The organism is Flavobacterium hydatis (genome assembly GCF_000737695.1).
Taxonomy (GTDB): domain Bacteria; phylum Bacteroidota; class Bacteroidia; order Flavobacteriales; family Flavobacteriaceae; genus Flavobacterium; species Flavobacterium hydatis.
In genome coordinates this window covers 22462-41023 of sequence record NZ_JPRM01000039.1, presented here as the reverse complement: position 1 = coordinate 41023, position 18562 = coordinate 22462, and the positions used below count along the sequence as shown (strand labels likewise).

13 protein-coding genes and 1 pseudogene are annotated in these 18562 nt (G+C 30.7%); 7 read left to right on the top strand and 7 right to left on the bottom strand.

Annotated features, from left to right (window positions below; translation table 11 throughout):
* The 6 genes and pseudogenes from IW20_RS26420 to IW20_RS26415 form a co-directional block, all read left to right on the top strand.
* Nucleotides 1-1920, top strand: a pseudogene (locus IW20_RS26420) (hypothetical protein); the annotation flags it as partial.
* A 72-nt stretch (nucleotides 1921-1992) separates the two neighbouring features.
* Nucleotides 1993-4410: an autotransporter outer membrane beta-barrel domain-containing protein gene (locus IW20_RS20250; RefSeq protein WP_035626752.1), complete on the top strand. Its 2418-nt coding sequence runs from the start codon at nucleotides 1993-1995 to the stop codon at nucleotides 4408-4410.
* A 557-nt stretch (nucleotides 4411-4967) separates the two neighbouring features.
* Nucleotides 4968-6269, top strand: coding sequence for a gliding motility-associated C-terminal domain-containing protein (locus IW20_RS20245; protein ID WP_051886040.1), 1302 nt, complete (start codon nucleotides 4968-4970; stop codon nucleotides 6267-6269).
* Nucleotides 6270-6305: 36 nt separating this feature from the next.
* Nucleotides 6306-7226, top strand: a complete 921-nt coding sequence (locus IW20_RS20240; protein ID WP_035626749.1) for a PorP/SprF family type IX secretion system membrane protein — start codon at nucleotides 6306-6308, stop codon at nucleotides 7224-7226.
* A gap of 20 nt (nucleotides 7227-7246) precedes the next feature.
* Complete coding sequence (locus tag IW20_RS20235) at nucleotides 7247-9214, top strand: OmpA family protein (protein ID WP_035626760.1); 1968 nt, start codon at nucleotides 7247-7249, stop codon at nucleotides 9212-9214.
* Nucleotides 9215-9541: 327 nt separating this feature from the next.
* Nucleotides 9542-9712 carry a hypothetical protein gene (locus IW20_RS26415; protein ID WP_165571464.1) on the top strand — a complete coding sequence of 57 codons (171 nt, stop codon included), beginning with the start codon at nucleotides 9542-9544 and terminating at the stop codon, nucleotides 9710-9712.
* A 158-nt stretch (nucleotides 9713-9870) separates the two neighbouring features.
* Here the strand turns inward: IW20_RS26415 and IW20_RS20230 are convergent, their stop codons facing one another.
* From IW20_RS20230 to IW20_RS20200, 7 genes are all read right to left on the bottom strand, one after another.
* On the bottom strand, nucleotides 9871-10902 hold the full coding sequence (locus IW20_RS20230) for a helix-turn-helix domain-containing protein (protein WP_035626746.1): 1032 nt from the start codon (nucleotides 10900-10902) through the stop codon (nucleotides 9871-9873).
* A 69-nt stretch (nucleotides 10903-10971) separates the two neighbouring features.
* Nucleotides 10972-11952 (bottom strand): helix-turn-helix transcriptional regulator, encoded by a 981-nt coding sequence (locus IW20_RS20225; protein ID WP_035626744.1) that lies wholly within the window; start codon nucleotides 11950-11952, stop codon nucleotides 10972-10974.
* A gap of 186 nt (nucleotides 11953-12138) precedes the next feature.
* Nucleotides 12139-13119 carry a helix-turn-helix domain-containing protein gene (locus IW20_RS20220; RefSeq protein WP_035626742.1) on the bottom strand — a complete coding sequence of 327 codons (981 nt, stop codon included), beginning with the start codon at nucleotides 13117-13119 and terminating at the stop codon, nucleotides 12139-12141.
* Nucleotides 13120-13183: 64 nt separating this feature from the next.
* Entirely contained in the window at nucleotides 13184-13567 is a 384-nt protein-coding gene (locus tag IW20_RS20215) for a GreA/GreB family elongation factor (protein WP_035626739.1), read from the bottom strand.
* A 208-nt stretch (nucleotides 13568-13775) separates the two neighbouring features.
* Nucleotides 13776-14348, bottom strand: coding sequence for a DMP19 family protein (locus tag IW20_RS20210; protein WP_051886036.1), 573 nt, complete (start codon nucleotides 14346-14348; stop codon nucleotides 13776-13778).
* Between the two features lie 220 nt (nucleotides 14349-14568).
* Complete coding sequence (locus IW20_RS20205) at nucleotides 14569-15888, bottom strand: sigma-54-dependent transcriptional regulator (RefSeq protein WP_035626737.1); 1320 nt, start codon at nucleotides 15886-15888, stop codon at nucleotides 14569-14571.
* A gap of 5 nt (nucleotides 15889-15893) precedes the next feature.
* The gene (locus IW20_RS20200; RefSeq protein WP_035626735.1) at nucleotides 15894-16985 is read right to left on the bottom strand and encodes a sensor histidine kinase; all 1092 of its coding nucleotides are present in this window, start codon (nucleotides 16983-16985) and stop codon (nucleotides 15894-15896) included.
* A 425-nt stretch (nucleotides 16986-17410) separates the two neighbouring features.
* Between IW20_RS20200 and IW20_RS20195 the strand changes: the two genes are divergently transcribed.
* On the top strand, nucleotides 17411-18505 hold the full coding sequence (locus IW20_RS20195) for a DUF695 domain-containing protein (protein WP_035626732.1): 1095 nt from the start codon (nucleotides 17411-17413) through the stop codon (nucleotides 18503-18505).
* The last annotated feature ends 57 nt before the right edge of the window (nucleotides 18506-18562 follow it).

Here is an 18562-nt window from a genome sequence, read left to right as displayed (position 1 = left end):
GCTACTATATTAGTGAATGACTTAGGAGTTGTGTTTATCAAGGATCCTAATACAGGAAACTGGATAAAAGTAAGTGGGAACAATGGAGTTGATGGTGCAGCTGGTTTAGCTGGAGGTCCTGGACTTCCTGGAGATCCTGGAATTACTGTTCCTGCAGATACTACTGCTTGGATTGACACAACTACAGGTTATGTTTATGTTCAAGATCCTGTTACTAAAGAATGGGTTAAAGTAAATGGAAAAGATGGAGTTGATGGCGCAGCTGGTTTAGCTGGAGGTCCTGGAGTTCCTGGACTTGATGGAGTTACTCCACCAGCAGGTACTACTGCTTGGATTGACACAAAAACAGGTATTGTTTATATTTATGACCCAGCAACAAAAGAATGGGTTAAAGTAAGTGGAAACAATGGAAAAGATGGTATTATAGGTATCAAAGGAGATCCTGGAGATGCTGGAGTTACTATTCCTGCAGAGGCTACTATATTAGTGAATGACTTAGGAGTTGTGTTTATCAAGGATCCTAATACAGGAAACTGGATAAAAGTAAGTGGGAACAATGGAGTTGATGGTGCAGCTGGTTTAGCTGGAGGTCCTGGACTTCCTGGAGATCCTGGAATTACTGTTCCTGCAGGCACTACTGCTTGGGTTGATACTACCACAGGTTATATCTATGTTCAAGATCCTATTACTAAAGAATGGGTTAAAGTAAGTGGAAAAGATGGAGTTGACGGCGCAGCTGGTTTAGCTGGAGGTCCTGGAGTTCCTGGCTTAAATGGTGTTACGCCACCTGCAAGTACGACTACCTGGATCGATACTACATCAGGTATTGTGTATATCAAAGACGCTGATGGGAATTGGGTTAAGGTTAGTGGTAATGACGGAAAAGATGGTAAATCATTCACTTACGCAGATTTTACAGATGAAGAACTTGCAGGATTAAAAGGAAATCCTGGTGTTGATGGAGTAACATCATTTGTGCCAACTGTAACTGCTGGACATGATATTGCAACTTTTACAGATGCAGCAGGAAATCCTGCGGCTATTAAAGAAACGATTACTTCTTTAGAAGATGTTGTAACGGAGGAAACTGATGTACGTGGACAAGTATTCGAAACGCATACTTTGACATATACAAATGAGACAGGTGCAAAAAATGCTATTGATATGTCTACTTTAGTAAAAGGAGTTGAAACGTTAACTTCTCTTGCATATGATGGTTCACTGGGTGAATTAAGTTATAAAGATGAGGCAGGTGTTACTACAAGTTTTAATATGGTTGATATGGTAGGTGCTAATCAAACATTAACGAAACTTGTTATAAATAGTGATGATGGTACATTAGATTATACTGATGAAAACAAAGCTACACATCCTTTGGATCTTGCAGATCTTGTAAAAGAACCTTGGTATGGTGTTGATTCTAAAAAAGGAGCGACTTTAAATACTGATAATATTTACACACAAGGATGGGTTGGAATTGGTTTTACAGCTCCATCTGATGCTCCAAATGAAAAGCTGAGAGTAAACGGTGCAATAACAACTGTGAATTCATATTATGCGGATTACGTGTTTGAGGATTACTTTAAAGGATTCTCTGATATTAAAGCAGATTATAAATTTAAAACGTTGGCAGAAATAGATGCTTATATCAAAAAGAACAATCACTTGCCAGGTATAACACCAATTAACGAATTGATGAAAACAAAAGAGGGATATTCTTTCAATGTTTCTGAGTTATCAATACAATTACTTGAAAAAACAGAAGAGTTGTATTTACATATTATTGAGCAGGACAAAGAATTGGAAGCTAAAAATAATGAGATTGAAAAATTAAAAATGGAATCAAAATCATTGAAAGTTGCAACTGATGAAATGAATGCACGTTTAGAAAAATTGGAAAAATTAATGTCAAATAAATAGTAAATCAATTAATAATTAATCATGTCAAAGTACTTTTTTTAAGTGCTTTGACACTGATTAAAATTTAAGAATATGAAAAATTATATAAATCAAATGCAGAAGATGATCTTAGCGGTTATCCTATGTTTATTAAGTTTTGGTTCTGTTTTTGCTCAGGTGGAAACAGCAAAAATCAAAGACGGAACTATTAGCGGTGGAGCAACCAAAGCTAAAGATGGTGCGATTTTCGAATTGGAGAGTAATAATAAAGGGATGTTAATCTCACGTTTAACAACTGCTCAGCGTAATGCGATCCCTACGGCTAATTTATCAAACGGATTGTTGATATTTAATACAAATTCAAATTGTTTTGATTATTGGGATTCTTTAAGAGTGCAATGGTTAAGTATGTGTGGCACACCACCACCAGCTGTATTTGACGTTTCTGCAGCACAATGTTCATTAGTTATTGCTAATGGAACTTATAAACAAGGAGTTACTTTATCAGGAGACAATACACTTACAGTTCCAGTTACGGTTACTCAAGCAGGTACATATACAATGACAGCTACAACTGCCAATGGATATTATTTTGAAGCTAGTGGAAACTTTCCTTCTGCAGGCGTATATGATATAACACTAAAAGGAACAGGAAGACCTAATTCAGGATATGATGCAGGTGATCCTGGTGATGTAGTTACTGTGATTTTAAATGGAGTAGTATGTAATTGTACACCTCATATCTATATTGAAAAAGCTAACGTTGATTTTGCTATTTCTTGTGGAAGTCTTACTAGATTAGGATCTTATAATATTGGAATACCATTAACAGGAGAAAATAAGTTAACTCTTGATGTTAATGTATCTAATACAGGTTTTTGGAGTATGAAAACGAATACTGTAAATGGTTATTCATTCATGGGACAGGGGACTTTTACTAAAACAGGACTTCAAACGGTTGAATTATTAGGAACTGGTGCTCCAATAGCTTCGGGAACTGATCTTTTTGATATTATTTCTAATGCAAGCACTGTTGCAGGAGGATCTTGTACTGGTATTTCAGTAATAGTTGCACCAGTAGCTTTTACTATGGATTGTGCAGGGGCTACACAAAGTGGTGTATACATGCAAAATGTTGCGCTTAATTCAACAAATAATACAATTACTTTACCTGTAAATGTTACTGCTACAGGAGCAACAACAATTTCGACTAATACGGTTAACGGAGTATCTTTTACATCAGGACCAATCGTATTGACAAAACTTGGTGCAGATACAGTAGTGCTTAGAGGAACTGGAACTCCTACGAGTGGGGCTACAGCAGAATTAACAGTGACAGGGACTCAGGCGGCTACAGCAACTTGTTATTATAATTTGACCATTGCAAAACAGCCTATTGCTTTTACAATGACATGTAATAGTATTTCAACTTCGGGGAGTTATGTGCCTAATGTGGCTATGACGGGTGAAAATTCTATGGCAGTTCCAGTAAATGTGACTTATGTAGGAGATTATAACATTTCTACTAATACGCTTAATGGAATTTCTTTCTCAGCTACTGGAACTTTTACAACTACAGGTAATCAAACAATAACACTAAAAGCTTCTGGAACTCCTACAGCTGGAGGTTCATATTCTTATACAATTAGTACGAACAGTACTTCAAGCAGTGTAACTTGTTCGAAAGCGATTTTGTTCACTTATCGTCCAATGGTTGTTGCTGGTATTGGGGATGGTCTTTATAACCCAGGAAGTGTTAACAATGGCCAAACTTCATATGCAGTATTAAATAATGCAACTAATTTTGGAACTACTGGTAAAGTTCAAATTTTACAAGGACTGAAACTTCTTACTTACGGTGCGCCAAGTGCTACTGTACTTAAGGGTTACATTAATAGAGATAATACTGATATCATTCATATTGCATATAACTTCCAGCCTAATGCAGATGTAATTGCAGTTTTAGCTGATTTTGTTAAGAATAAAAAAGGAGTGGTAATTTTTGCTTCAGAAAGAGATGCTAATATACCAAATGTTATTAATGGTATTTTAGGGGCTAATGTTTCAACTGTTGCAGCTAATAATGGAGTTGGTCGAAATATAACTGATTTGGCAAATATTGCGGATCCTATTTTAAATGGTCCTTTTGGTAATACAGCTGGGTTAAACATGGGAGGTGACGTTGATAACTCAATATTCCTTACTACAGCACCAGCAAATAGTACAGTACTGGCAACAGAAAAAGGTTCGTCTAAAGTTTTCTCTTTTAGAGATAATACATATGGATTTGTTTTTATTGGAGATGCTGGTTATAATGCGGGTGTAGTAAATAATAATCAAAATGGAAATTACCCTGCAAAAATGCTTGCTGGTGGTGTTCCTGCGGCAAAAGCTAATTATGGTTATGATTCTAATGTTACTGTATATAATAGTATTTTCTATGCGAATCTTTTTGCATGGGCTGTAGATTTCGTACAAAATAACACAGTTCAAACTTACAAACTTCCATAATACGAAGTAAGTAAAGCTAAAAACACCTCTTTTATTAGTATAATGATTGAGGTGTTTAAATAATATATAGATTAAATCTGTATCATAGGTTTTGTTTTTTTTATAAAGAGAGCTTTTGCTCTCTTTTTTATGTCTAAATCTGTAAGTTGAAAGACGTTTAGGGGTAAAAATAATAATGAGTTAATTGGAAATTTGTATTATTAATGAAACGGGGTATTTGAGTGAAAAGAAGGACAACTTTTTATTTTGAATATTATTGTTTTAGATGATTAGATTTTTGTAAGAAAGAGAACTTAGGTTCTCTTTTTTTCTTTTAACAGATTGATATATTGTATAAAATTGGTTTTAAATAAAAATGATTAGACAGCTGTTAGAAAAATAATGTGATAGCTAAAATTTGAATTAATAAAAAACATCTCTATGTTTTTTATTAATGAAACAAATTCGTCTTATTCTGATATAGCAATAACTTTTACAGGTTAAGTTGATTTTGTCATTGATTTAGCTTTGTATCATAATAGAAAGTGTGATTTGTGTAATGAATTATAATATTATATATGAAAAAAAATGACTTATATAAAGAGACAAAACAATCAATTGTTAGATATCCTGGTGGTATCTTAAGTTTTGTGCTGGTTTTGTTGGCTTCTCAAAGTGGGCAAGCGCAGTTTATTAATGATGGTATCATAAAAGTAGATGATAAAACTATATTATCGGTTTATGAACCTTACGTAAATAAACCTTCAGGAGATTTTACTAATGATGGAATTGTTTACATTTTTGATAACTGGAGTAATAATGGTGATGTATTGTACAGCGAGAAAAGTGAAGGGAAAACTTTTTTTAATGGTAAAAAGGTACAGATACTAGATGGTCGTACAACTAGTAATTTTCAGAATGTGATTTTTGATAGCAAGTCGGATACATTAGTTCCCTTTCGTTTAAATCAAGTAATTACGGTTAATGGTAAGGCTGAATTTGTAAATGGAATAATTGAAGTTCATAAGGAGAGTAGAGTGATTTTTAAAGAAAATGCCATTCATTCTGATGCTAGTGACTTAAGTTTTGTTGATGGTAAAGTGGAAAAAATAGGGAATAAGATGTTTGAATTCCCAGTTGGGAATGATCTTTATTTCAGACCTACTTTTCATGCTACTGAAGGCACTGGTGATGGTAGTGTTTATACGGCTCAATACTTTCACCAAAATTCGGATAATCTTTATAAACATACAAATAAAGAAGAGTCTATCTTATTGATTAATGATAAAGAATATTGGAATGTAACACGTGATAGTGGTACTGATAAAATTGTATTAACTCTTACATTAGATTCGCAAACAACTCCAAATGAGTTCCTTGATGTTAATTCAAAAATGAAAGTTGTTATTGTGCGTTGGGATGCAGCTTTGTCTAAATGGATTGAGGAAAAAGGTGAGGTAAGTGACCCTATTCCTAATACAAGTAAAGATGCTGGGTACTCTCAATTACTAACAGCACAGGTTAGTGGTTATGGAATTTTCACTATGGCTTTAGTTAATAAAGAGATAGAAGATGAAGAAATAATTGTTTATAATGCTGTGTCTCCAAATGGTGATGGAGTTAATGATAGTTTCCTTATTGAAGGGATTAAAGATTTTCCAGATAATTCCGTTGAAATATACAATCGTTGGGGAGTTAAAGTTTATGATGCAAAATCATATAATGAGAGTGATAATATGTTTAGAGGATACTCAGATGGTCGTGTAACTGTAAATAGAGGAGAAAAACTTCCTACAGGAACTTATTTCTACATATTGAGATATAACAATGGAGTACAAGGAAAAGAGAAATCAGGATACTTATACATCAATAATCAATAAAATTAAAAATCAGTAAATTAAAAATAATTACAACTAATGAAAAAGATTTTTTACATAGTAACAATTGTATTGTTAGGGATTTTTGATGCTTCGGCACAACAAGAGTCTCAGTACACACAATATATGTACAATACGATGACTTTTAATCCAGGATATACTGGTTCAAGAGATGTGGTAAGTGCAATGGGGTTATATAGAACCCAATGGGTTGGTCTTGATGGAGCTCCAAAAACGATGAATTTTTCTATACAAAGTCCTTTAGGCTATCACGGAAATGGTATTGGTTTAAACGTAGTAAGTGATGAGATAGGACCAACAAAAAATACTGGAGTTATGCTTAATTATGCTTATACAATTATGGGCAATAATGGTGACTTAAAAGTTTCTTTTGGAATCTCTGGTGGATTTGACAATTTTGTAGTGGATTATTCTAAGTTAAATATCAAAAATCCAGAGGATCCGTATTTATTGGGGAAAGAATCTCAATTTTCACCAAACGTTGGAGCAGGAGTTTACGTACATACCTATAACTGGTATGTAGGAGTATCGGTTCCAAAATTATTAAAAACAGATTTTTTTGATGATGTTTCATCATCAGTTTATACTACAAAATCTCATTTTTATGGTATCGCGGGATATGTTTTTGATCTTAATCCATACTTAAGATTTAAGCCTGCTGTTTTGGCAAAATTTGTATCAGGAGCACCAATTGCTGTCGATGTATCTGCTAACTTCTTGATCAATAATAAATTTACTCTTGGAGCTGCATACCGTGTAGATGCCAGTGTTAGTGGATTAGCAGGTTTTCAGGTAACAGATGGTATACAAATTGGATATGCGTATGATTATGAAACTACAAACCTAGGAAACTATAATTCAGGTTCTCATGAGTTTTTCTTACGATTTGACCTTTTCAATAAGTCAAATAAACGAATGATTAATCCAAGATTCTTTTAATAATGATTATAAAAATACATATGAAAAAATACTTTTTACTTTGGATCGTATTATTTGGTCTGCATAATTCTTATTCGCAAGCCAGATTAGTTAATAGAGCAGAAAAAGATTATGATAAACAGGCATATGCATACGTAAGTTCAAGCGATTTATATGACAAACTAGTTCAAAAAGAATTTGGTTCTTCGGGAATTTATGCAAAATTAGGAGACTCCTATTTCTTCAATGGTGATTACAAGAATGCTCTAAAATCTTATAATCAGATTGCAAAATTAAAAGATAATTATGTTTTTACAAATGACCAACTATTTAGATATTCACAATGTTTAAAATCTAATGGACAATTTGATGAAGCATCAAAAATGATAAAAGAGCTTAATAGTAAATCTGGACAGCAAGCAATTGCTACGGGTACAGAGTATTTACAGAATATTGAAAAACAGTCAAATCGTTTTACAATTAAACCTGTTAGTATTAATTCTAATATGCCTGATTACGGAGTATCTTTTTATAAAGACAATAAAGTTATTTTTACTTCTGCAAGAGATACGAATGTAGTTGAAAGAATGAAAGATAGATGGAATAAAAAACCATTTTTTAAGCTTTATGAAGCTACAATTACTGATGATGGTGATTTAGTTGATGCCAAAAGAATGAATGGAAAAGTGAATTCAGTTTTTCATCAATCTACAGCAGTAGTTACAGCAGATGGAAACCAAATGTATTTTACTAGAAGTAACTTTTTGGGGAATAAATATGGTACTGATGAAACAAAAACAAACCGTCTTAGAATTTACAGAGCTACACTTGTAAAAGACAAATGGACAAACATTGAGGATTTATCTTTTAATAGTGATTCTTTTTCAAATGCTCATCCAGCTTTGAGACCTGATGGTAAAAGTTTAATTTTTGCTTCAGACAGACCTGGTTCTGTTGGGCAAACGGATTTATATGAAGTTGCAATCAATGAGGATGGTACTTTTGGTGAAGTTAAAAATATGGGACCAACTATTAATACTATCGGAAGAGAAACTTTTCCTTCTATGTCAACTACAGGTCAACTTTATTTTGCGTCTGACGGACATTCAGGACTTGGAGGTTTAGATGTTTTTGAAGCTATCAAGAATACAGATAACACTTATAAAGTTGTGAATGTTGGGAAGCCAATTAATTCACCTGGTGATGATTTTGGATTTGTAATTAATCCTGAAACACATAAAGGATTCTTTGCTTCTAATAGAACTAATGATGATCAAATCTATGGTTTGACAGAATTAGAACCAATTAAGGTGAAATATGATCTTGTTGTTTTCGGAAAAGTGTATGACAGTAAACAAAACGAATTGTTACCAAAAGTTAAGATTACCGTTCTTGATGCAAATAAGAAAATGGTTGATGAATTTTATACTGATAATGCAGGTGAATATTTGTTAAAGGTACCAGTAGGAGATTATTCTTTAGTTTATGATAAAGTTGGTTATTATCAACAAACGCATGAACTAGTTATTCCTAATAAATTTGAGAATCAAAGTTTTGAAATCGATAAATATTTAGTAACAGATCCTAATGTAAAAGAGTTAGAAGGTGAAGGTGGAAAAACTATAACAGACGGATCTGATTTAACTAAAACTCTAGATTTGCAACCAATTTATTTCGATTTAGATGGTGCTAATATTAGAAAATCTTCTGAAAAAGAATTAAATAAAGTAGTTCAGATTTTAAAAGATTATCCAAGATTAACTGTTGATATTAAGTCACATACAGATAGTCGCGGAGATAATGAGTATAACTTAAAACTTTCTGATAGAAGGGCTAAAGCTACTATTGCTTATATCGTAAGTAAAGGAATTAAAGCTGATAGAGTTACAGGTCAAGGTTACGGTGAAACTCAATTGATAAATAAATGTACTGACGGTGTAAAATGTTCTGAGAAACAGCATCAATTAAACAGACGTTCAGAGTTTATTATTTCTTTTCATCACGAATAAGGATTTTTGAATTGAAATATATTTAAAACAAAAAATGGGTATCATTATGATACCCATTTTTTGTTTTATAAAATGAAATATATAAGTTGATAATATTTAAATCGAGTAAAAATGATTATTATAAATTACTTACCAGAAAATTAAACCAAACTAAGAACAATTATCATTTGATAGATGTATAGATGATTTTTCAGCAGATACAGAGGACAAAAATGATATAGAGATGAAACAATATACTCATAAGAATTGTGATGCAGTAAAAGCCATTTTCAACCATCTTATTAGTAAATTAAATCTACTTGGAGAGGAAGTTTAGAAATAAGTAAAATGCTATTATTTGAAGTTACAATTAAATCACTATATAGACTTAATGATGAGAAAGGTATAATTGATTTTGGTGTAAGCGAAGATTTATGTGATCTTATAGATGAAATAACTGTTGTTGCTGAATTAACACTAAAAAAATATGCAAACAGGAAAGGTATTTCGAATACTTGAAGAGAATGGTAAATATTAATTGCTAAGGGGAGATAGTAATTGTTAAATGATTGAATAGATGATTGTAACTAATTAAATAGAGCTAAAACAAAGGATTAAAAAAGGAATTATCAATTACTACTCTTTTTGGGTTAGATCAAAAAGAGTAGTATTTATTATTATAGAAAAGTGTCTGGCCTAAGGACAGCAAAACTTTTTTGTTTCTTCTTTTTAATAAAGTCTTCAGAAGGTTTTCTATGAAAAAGATCATAATACTTTGTGCAGAAATAGCTTAATTTGGTGTAATTTAATTCATAAATTATTTCCGTTAAAGTGTTATAATCCCCACTTTGTAAAAGACGGTTTGCAAGAAGCATCTTTTCTTTTATAAAAAGATTATTTGGCGTATTATGAAATTCTTTTTTGAATAGCATTTTATATTTTGAAGGCGACATCCCTGCCATTTTAGATAAAAAGGGAACAGAAGGGAATGGGTTGTATAGATGATCTAAAAGATACATTTTTGTTTTGGTAATAGCTTCTATTTCAATTTCAGTAGTTTCATTCTTTACTGCTTCAGAGTCTGAATATCTATTTAAAAAATTGCCTAACAGTTTTAGAGAAATTCCTTTGAGATAGGGATCAAATGAGCTGTCATATACAGATCTAGTCTTAAGAGATTGAATAAGTAATATACTATTACTATCAATATTGTCATAGTAATAAGGGACTGTTTTTTTTATTTTTATTCTTCTATTAGTAAACTCTTCACTTGGATGACTTTCGACAAATTCGTTTAATAGATTCTTATCAACAAGTAGGCGTAGAGCTAATGTTCTTTGTCCTACAGCAGGTTTAAACGAACTCTCTATATCGTTGCTTATAACTGCCAAGCCTACATTTATTGAAGAACCAATTTCATAATCGATATCATCTATTTTGATCAAATTAGTATGATCACTTAAGTCAAAATGAAATATATATAATTCGTTTTCAGATTTAAGGCGGTTTATTTTTAGTGGTGTTGTTAAAACAAAATCCATGAATAATGCAGAAATTCCTGGTGTTATTTGAGTAAAATAGGATTGCCCGTGTCCTAATGTTTCAGGAATAACAATTATTTTATCATCAATAAGTTCTCCACCCATTTCTTCAGCAAGTTTGTATTGCCATTCTGGAGTTAAAGAATAAAAATGTGTAATTTTTTTCATTGCAGATAAGTTTTTGTTCAGTCTTTTATTTTCTATTCACTGCTAAGGATATTTTTAATCCGGTATTTTTTATAATTGTTTAATAAATGATTTTGGAGTTATCCCAAATTGCTCTTTAAATTTCGATGCGAAATAAGAGTTGTTAGTGAAATTAAGCTTATCAGAAACCTGAGATATTGATAATTGTTTTTTTTCAAGTAGTTCTTTTGCTAATAGCATTTTATTATCCATGAAAAATGCATTTGGTGTTGCTCCAGTAATTTTTTTAAATAAATTTTTAAATTTTGATTCTGACATGTTTGCTTTACTAGCCATTAATTTTATGGTCGGAAAATGATCTTCTATATTATTGATTAAAAACATTTGTGTTGCCACGATATTAGCTAAATCAGATTCATTTACTGTTTGAATAATGATTCTATGGCTTGCCATCTTCCTTAAATAATTAGAAAGCAATAGATGGACTGTACCTATTAGATTTAAATCAAATACAGGCCCTCCAACTTTTAATTTACGTAAATCGGTTAGTATATGATAGCTTTCGCTGCTCATCCTGTCCAATCGGATAATGGTATTTTTTGCTGGATCGGCAATTTTATCAATATTCTGGAAAGTAATATTATTCTTTATTGCGAATGTCGCTATTGTAGTTTTCTTGACGAAAATGCAAAGAACATATGTCTTACTTCCATTCTTAACAAAATAATTAGATTCTAGTCCTCCATCAATAACTGTCAAATTATATTTCCAGCGGCCAATATCATGCATAAAGGTATTACTCCTTAATGAAGCTTCTCCTTCGGTCAAATTATAATAGATTCCTATAAAATCATTAGTATTGTTTTTCTGGATTAAGTGTAAATTTTTATTATAAGTTACATCAATATAATAAGCGATAATGCCATCACCACAATCAAGAACATATCTTGTTCCAGTTTGTATACTATCTGGTATAACTATAAAATTACCATCCGTTTTTCCTTCCATTTGTAATGCAAAAGGAGCAACCCAGTTCAGGTCGGCACCATAAGTATGTTCTATTATTTTCACAGAGATATATTTTTATGCACTATAAAGTTAAGTTTTTTTATATTAAAATGTTGATTGTCAGTATTTATTATTTAGTCGTGAATCTGTTTTGTATTATTCATATATGATTTTCTATTTGCCTACCTCATTGTTTTAGAATATAAGGTTGTCGTTTTAGAGTTAATAAAAAAGTAGTTTTGTTCTATGTTATAATTGTTTAATAAATGTTTTTGGTGAAATCCCAAAATGTTCTTTAAATTTTGAAGCGAAATAAGAATTGTTAGTAAAATTAAGCTTATCGGATACCTGAGATATAGACAGCTGATTCTTTTCTAATAGTTCTTTAGCTCTTAGTAGTTTATTATCCATAAAAAAAGCATTAGGTGTCATGCCTGTTATTTTTTTGAACAAATTTTTAAATTTAGACTCTGACATGTTTGCTTTATTAGCAATGAATTTGATGGTAGGAAAATGATCTTCAATATTATCTATTAAAAACATTTGAACAGCTACAATATTAGCCAAGTCTATTTTATTTACAGTCTGGATAATAATCCTGGTACTTGACATTTTTTTGAAAAAGTTTGATAACAATAAATGCACTGTACCTCTAACGTTCAGATCAAATATGGGGCCGCCAACTTTTAGTTTTTGTAAGTCGGTTAGTATATGATAACTATCACTACTCATCCTATCAAATCTTATTACAGTATTTTTTGTAGGATCTGTTATTTTGTCTATATCTTTTAGCGTAATATTATTTTTCTTGGCATAGGATTCCATCATGTTTTTCTTGATGAAAATGCAAAAAACGTATGATTTAGTTCCAGATTCAATCAAATAATTTGTTTCTAGAGAACTATCGATAACCAATAGATTATAATGCCAACGACCTATTTCTTGTTCGAAATTGCTGCTCGAATATTTTATTCCTCCTTCAGTTAAATTATAATAGATTCCGATAAAATCATTACTTGTATTTTTTTGAATCAGGTTAAGATCCATATTGTTTATTCCGTCTACATAATAAGCAACAATATCATCTCCACAATCTAAAAAGTATCTATTTCCAGAGAAAAGTTTGTCTGATGAAATAATAAAATTACCATCAACTTTGCCGCCCATTTGCTCTGCTAGTGGAGCAACCCAATCTAAGTTGGCTCCATATGAGTGTTTAATTATTTTCACAGTAATATTGATATAATAAAGTTATACAACTAGTTTTTTTTAATATTTATTTTTTAAAAGTTGCTTATTCGACATTTAATATTTTTAATTTATTTATTCCTGAAGGAAACTGCCATGAAATTTCATCATTAACGGTATAGCCGTATAGAGCTAATCCCATTGGTGACATTACTGATAGTTTGTTAAGGTTTAGATTGCTTTTTTCTGGAACGACAATCTGAAAATTTTTAATAATGTTGGTTGCTATTTGTACGGTTACCTTTGAATTTATTCTTACTATTTTTTCGGGCATTTGATTATGTGTCATAACTGTAGCAGTCTCAAGTTCTCTTGATAATCTTTTAAGAGAGAGGTTATATATTCTATCGCTATTGTTTTGTACAGTTGATATGATTTCTTTTAATAATTCAAGTTCTTTTGCTTCTATTACTATCTTATTATTTTCCATTGTGATTTAGTTTTACTTAATAAACGCTGGCTTTATCGGCGGTCTATTTTTTTTGTTTTTAATTATGAGCATCATCATTTTTTAACAAGTTGTTGTTAAACTATAAGGCGTCCCTAAAGAATAACAATGATATTATTGTATAATCTTAAGGCATGTCTTATTTATCCTATTTAGGATGATGATGTTTACAGTTTTTTATAAGTGATACTTATATTGCAGTTGCAAAATCACTTATGTTTTCTTGAATATGGATTTTTATTTTTTCGCTTTCAGAATCCATAATCATGAAAAAATCTTTATCGATGGAATTAAAATATGGAAATTCCTGATACATTCTTGAAAACTGCTCTTCTGTTCTTTCTATTTCTAAAAAAGCCTTATGTGTTAAATAAATTTCTTTGGCTTTATCTATGTTTAATGCCATTTCTTTTATTCCCCAAATTTTCATTGTGTCAGAGAAAAGAGTCTCAAATATATAACCACCATATCCATTTTGTATTAAGGATAAATAGCCACCATTAGTAACCTCACCATATAATATATTATATGCCATTAATGTATGTTGGGCAGTATTAAACTCATTTTCAACTTCATCATGCTGCACATCCATTATTTCATAATATTTAGAAAGTAATAGAAAGAAAAAGTCCCAAGTATTTTCTTTAGCTTCTAAAATTTCTTCTTTTGTAATTTTTGGTAACGTCTTTTTTAAAGTTCCTGTTTTTATTTCAGTTTTCACTTCCATTGTCATATCCATTTTCGTTTTCATCATCTTTTCCATTCTTTCTGCTTTATTGAGGTTGTTTTAATTTATTATGTAACAATACTAAATATTGTTTTTGTATGTAATTAAGTATGAATTAAGGCAAAAGGTATGCCTTAAACTCTTACAAAAGTTAACAAGTTGTTAATCAATTTAATGATATATAGACTCATAAACGGATTTGTTTTTTTGCCATGGGAATTTGGTGTCATTCGAGGAATAATTACCCAATTCAGGCTCATATAATTTTCTGATTAAGTGTTTTACGATCAATTTGTAATATTTTTGCTGCATGAGTTTTATTATTGTCAACTGCTGCAAGAACTTTTAAAATTTGTTCTTTTTCATATTCTTTTAGTGATTTAAGAATATTCATTTCTCCATTGGTAATATGATATTTAAGATTTTCAGGTATTTGTTGAATATCTATACTGTCATCGCTCATTATTATCATGCGTTGTATAATATTTTCGAGCTCGCGAACATTACCAGGCCAAGAATATCGTAGTAATATTTCAGTCGCTTTTTCGGTGATTGAGATATTTGGTTTGCCATATTCAACACTATATTTTTTTAAAAAAGTATCTATTATAGGAATGATATCTTCTTTCCTTTCTCTTAATGGTGTTGTTTTAATATTAATAACATTTAATCTATAATATAAATCTTCTCTAAAAGTGTTTTTTTGTACCATTTGAAACAAATCGGCATTGGATGCAGCAATTATTCTCACATTAAGTTTTTCAGGAATTTGTGATCCTACTCTTGTGATTTCTTTTTCCTGAAGTACCCTAAGAAGCCTTGTTTGTACAGACAATGATGCTGTGCCAATTTCATCAAGAAAAATTGTTCCTCCAGAAGCTGCTTGAAATAGCCCTATTCTTGATTCATTAGCTCCTGTAAATGCTCCCTTTACGTAACCAAAAAGTTCAGACTCCATCAGGCCTTCTGGAATTCCGCCACAGTTAACAGTAATAAAAGGCATTTTTGCTAAAGTACCATTAGAGTGTATTGCTTTAGCGATAAGTTCTTTGCCAGTACCGCTATCTCCTTGTATAAGTACTGTTGCCATGTTATTTTTAACCCTTTTTATAACCTCAATTAAATCTCTTAATTGCTCAGAGTTACCTACAATGCCTGAAAAATCATTATCTATTGTTACTGGCGTTTTTTTAGCTTTGTTCCTTGTTTTTACGAACGAATTTTCAACTGCTTTCTTGAGTTCTTCATTTGTGAATGGTTTAACCAAATAATCGAATGCGCCAGATTGTATTGAAATCACTGCGCTATTAATTGATGGCACTCCAGTTATTACCAATTTTGGCATTAATGGATAATGTTCTTCGGTGAATTTTATCAATTCAATACCATTTATTTCCGGCATATTAAGGTCAGTTATAAGGAGATCTATATAGGTATGTTTTAAAATACCTAATGCTTCATTAACTGACGATGCTTTGTATATATGATAATTTAATGCTTTTAGATTCCGTTGAAGTAAATCTAGCATATCGTAATTATCGTCTACAATTAGTATGTTTTCTTTCTTTAAGTTCATCTTAATTATTGTAATGGTAACTTTATTAAAAAAATAGTTCCAGTTGGCTTATTATCAATCACCTCTATTTCTCCATTATGATTTTTAACTATTCCGTGTACTACGCTAAGTCCAAGACCACAGCTTTCGCCTACAGGCTTAGTACTAAAAAAAGGGTCAAATATTTTTTGTTTAATCTCTTGAGGAACACCAGAACCATTGTCTGCTATTTTTAGTATCATATTTTTTTCATCACTATTTACTCCTATATGGATAGTACTATTTTTAGGAGCTACATATATTGCATTTATAAGTAGATTAAATAGAACCTGAGTAAGTTGAATCGAGTCTACTTTTGCAATCATATTTTCATCCTGAAAATCAAGTTGGTATTGCACACCTTTTTTCTGAAAATTTGGTTTAAGAAATGAAAGCGCATCAGTTACTATAGGTTTTATTTTCAATAATTGTAATTGCTGAGGCACACCGCATGAAAAAAACATTAATTTCTTTACTATTTCACGGGAATAGATTGCTGAATTAATGATTTTGCTTATGTCATCAATAATTACCAGATCTTTGGTCTCAGTTTTAATAAGCTCTGCAAATCCTAAAATATTTGCGAGAGGAGTATTAAGTTCGTGTGCAATTCCAGCTGTCATTTCTCCAAGAATAGATAATCTGTCTTTTCTCTCTAAAGTTTTTCTTAGAGTAGCTTTTTTTTCTAGACTTTGATATTTTTCAATATAATTGCCAATTTCAAATGAAACAGTATCTAAGAGTTCTTGTTCTTCTTTTAGAAAATGACTAAGGTTATATTTTGGATGAGGATAATATACTTTGATAAATCCTGAGACTGTTTTTGACACAATTATATCACTATGTTGTGAAACATTATTTTTTGGAATTAAAGCTGTAGTTAATACATAATCTTTTATCTGAATTTCGACTATAGAATCCTCACAAAATCTCCATGCTTTTGCTACAGAAAAAATGATTTCTTCTAGAACAATTTGATCAACATTATTAGATTTTGAAATTATTTTTGAAATTTGATAAAGACATAATAATTCTTTAATTCTTTCTTTAAGTTTTTCTTCTGGGGCGCTATTAATCATTACTTTTTTGTAGGAAAAAGGTTAAAAAATTTATAAAACTAATCAAAGTTAGATAAATTTCCTAATTGAAACTAGGAATTCGTGTTTTCTTTTAACTATTTAAAAATGAACTAAATACGGTAATGTAATGTGACTTATTTTACTATTATTATAACTTTTCAGGGCTGTTTTGTAATCGCTTTTTTGATTAGCTTAAAAGCGTATTTTTTTTAATAAAAATGAAACAAATTTTTTTAGCTTTTTTAGTTTAAAAAAGTGAAAATAAATATTTGAAAAAAATAAATATGCAGTTTTATATAAAAGAAAGAGGAAAATAAACTTTAAAATTTTTGTTGTCTTTTATGTCTTTAATTTCTTTATAATTTTTCACTTTATTATATTTGAATATAAATTGAAAATTTAAAAGATAATTAGAAAATAATAGAATGAGTATACTTAAAAATATTTTTAGTAAAAAAGAGGAAGCTATAAAGTCAAATGCTGATTTCTGGAATTGGTTTGAAAAAAATGAAAAAGATTTTTATAACGCTGTAAGTAGAGGTACAAATATCGAGAAAGACTTTTTTGATAAATTATCTCCTCAGTTGCAAGCTTTAAAAGAGGGGTATTTCTTCTTGACAGGAATGCTTAATGAACAAACTGCCGAGTTGGTTCTTACTGCCGATGGTAATATCAAGAACATTGTTTTTGTAGAAGAATTGGTTAATGCCGCACCTAAACTTCCAAATTGGAAATTTACTGCCTTAAAACCTGCAACAAATATTGAAAATGTTTCTATAAAAATGGGAGATTATACTTTTGGTACTGAAAATCTTTTTTTTTATTCAAATGATGATAAAGAATATCCAGATACAATAGATATTACAGTAGTGCATTTGGATTGTAATGAAGAAAATAAACCAATTATAACTAATGGTACTTATATCTTCTTAGATAATTATCTGGGTGAATTACATTTTACCGAAAATATAGACATAATTGAAGTAATTGGTAAAGATGAAGCAAATAAAGAATTAATACCTATTGAGAAACTACAAGCTTTTCTGATCTGGAGACAAAAGGAATTTGTAGAAAAGTATGAAGGAGTGAGGCATAATACCGAAAATGATGGTTATTCTAGTCTTGAAGCTACACTTAATAATGGATTGCCTTTAATTGCAGTTATTAATTCTACATTGTTTGAATGGGATGCAAAACCATCTCATCCTTGGATTCTTACCGTAAAAATAGGTTATAACGGGGAACAAAATAACGGATTTCCAGATAATGAAATGTTCCAGTTATTGAATGAAATTGAGGATAATTTTTTAACGAAAAAACTTAAAGACTCTGAGGGGTATCTTAATTTGGGACGTGAGACTGCCGATAGCTTAAGAGAAATTTATTTTGCCTGCAAAGATTTCAGAAAACCATCAAAAGTACTTGAGGAAATTAAAGATAAATTTGGCTCTCAAGTTGAGATTGAATATGAAATTTATAAAGACAAATATTGGCAATCATTTAATAGATATATGAATTAGCCTTTGTAAAAAGTTCTGATATAATTTAATAAGGGATTAAGTTTAACTTAATCCCTT

Bases quoted from the DNA above. Each gene is read 5' to 3' on its own strand.
- IW20_RS20215 (WP_035626739.1), bottom strand. From the start codon at position 13,567: ATGGAAAATAATAAGATAGTAATAGAAGCAAAAGAACTTGAATTATTA.
- IW20_RS20240 (WP_035626749.1), top strand. From the start codon at position 6,306: ATGAAAAAGATTTTTTACATAGTAACAATTGTATTGTTAGGGATTTTT.
- IW20_RS20235 (WP_035626760.1), top strand. From the start codon at position 7,247: ATGAAAAAATACTTTTTACTTTGGATCGTATTATTTGGTCTGCATAAT.
- IW20_RS20205 (WP_035626737.1), bottom strand. From the start codon at position 15,888: ATGAACTTAAAGAAAGAAAACATACTAATTGTAGACGATAATTACGAT.
- IW20_RS20230 (WP_035626746.1), bottom strand. From the start codon at position 10,902: ATGAAAAAAATTACACATTTTTATTCTTTAACTCCAGAATGGCAATAC.
- IW20_RS26415 (WP_165571464.1), top strand. From the start codon at position 9,542: ATGCTATTATTTGAAGTTACAATTAAATCACTATATAGACTTAATGAT.
- IW20_RS20200 (WP_035626735.1), bottom strand. From the start codon at position 16,985: ATGATTAATAGCGCCCCAGAAGAAAAACTTAAAGAAAGAATTAAAGAA.
- IW20_RS20195 (WP_035626732.1), top strand. From the start codon at position 17,411: ATGAGTATACTTAAAAATATTTTTAGTAAAAAAGAGGAAGCTATAAAG.
- IW20_RS20210 (WP_051886036.1), bottom strand. From the start codon at position 14,348: ATGGAAAAGATGATGAAAACGAAAATGGATATGACAATGGAAGTGAAA.
- IW20_RS20250 (WP_035626752.1), top strand. From the start codon at position 1,993: ATGAAAAATTATATAAATCAAATGCAGAAGATGATCTTAGCGGTTATC.
- IW20_RS20245 (WP_051886040.1), top strand. From the start codon at position 4,968: ATGAAAAAAAATGACTTATATAAAGAGACAAAACAATCAATTGTTAGA.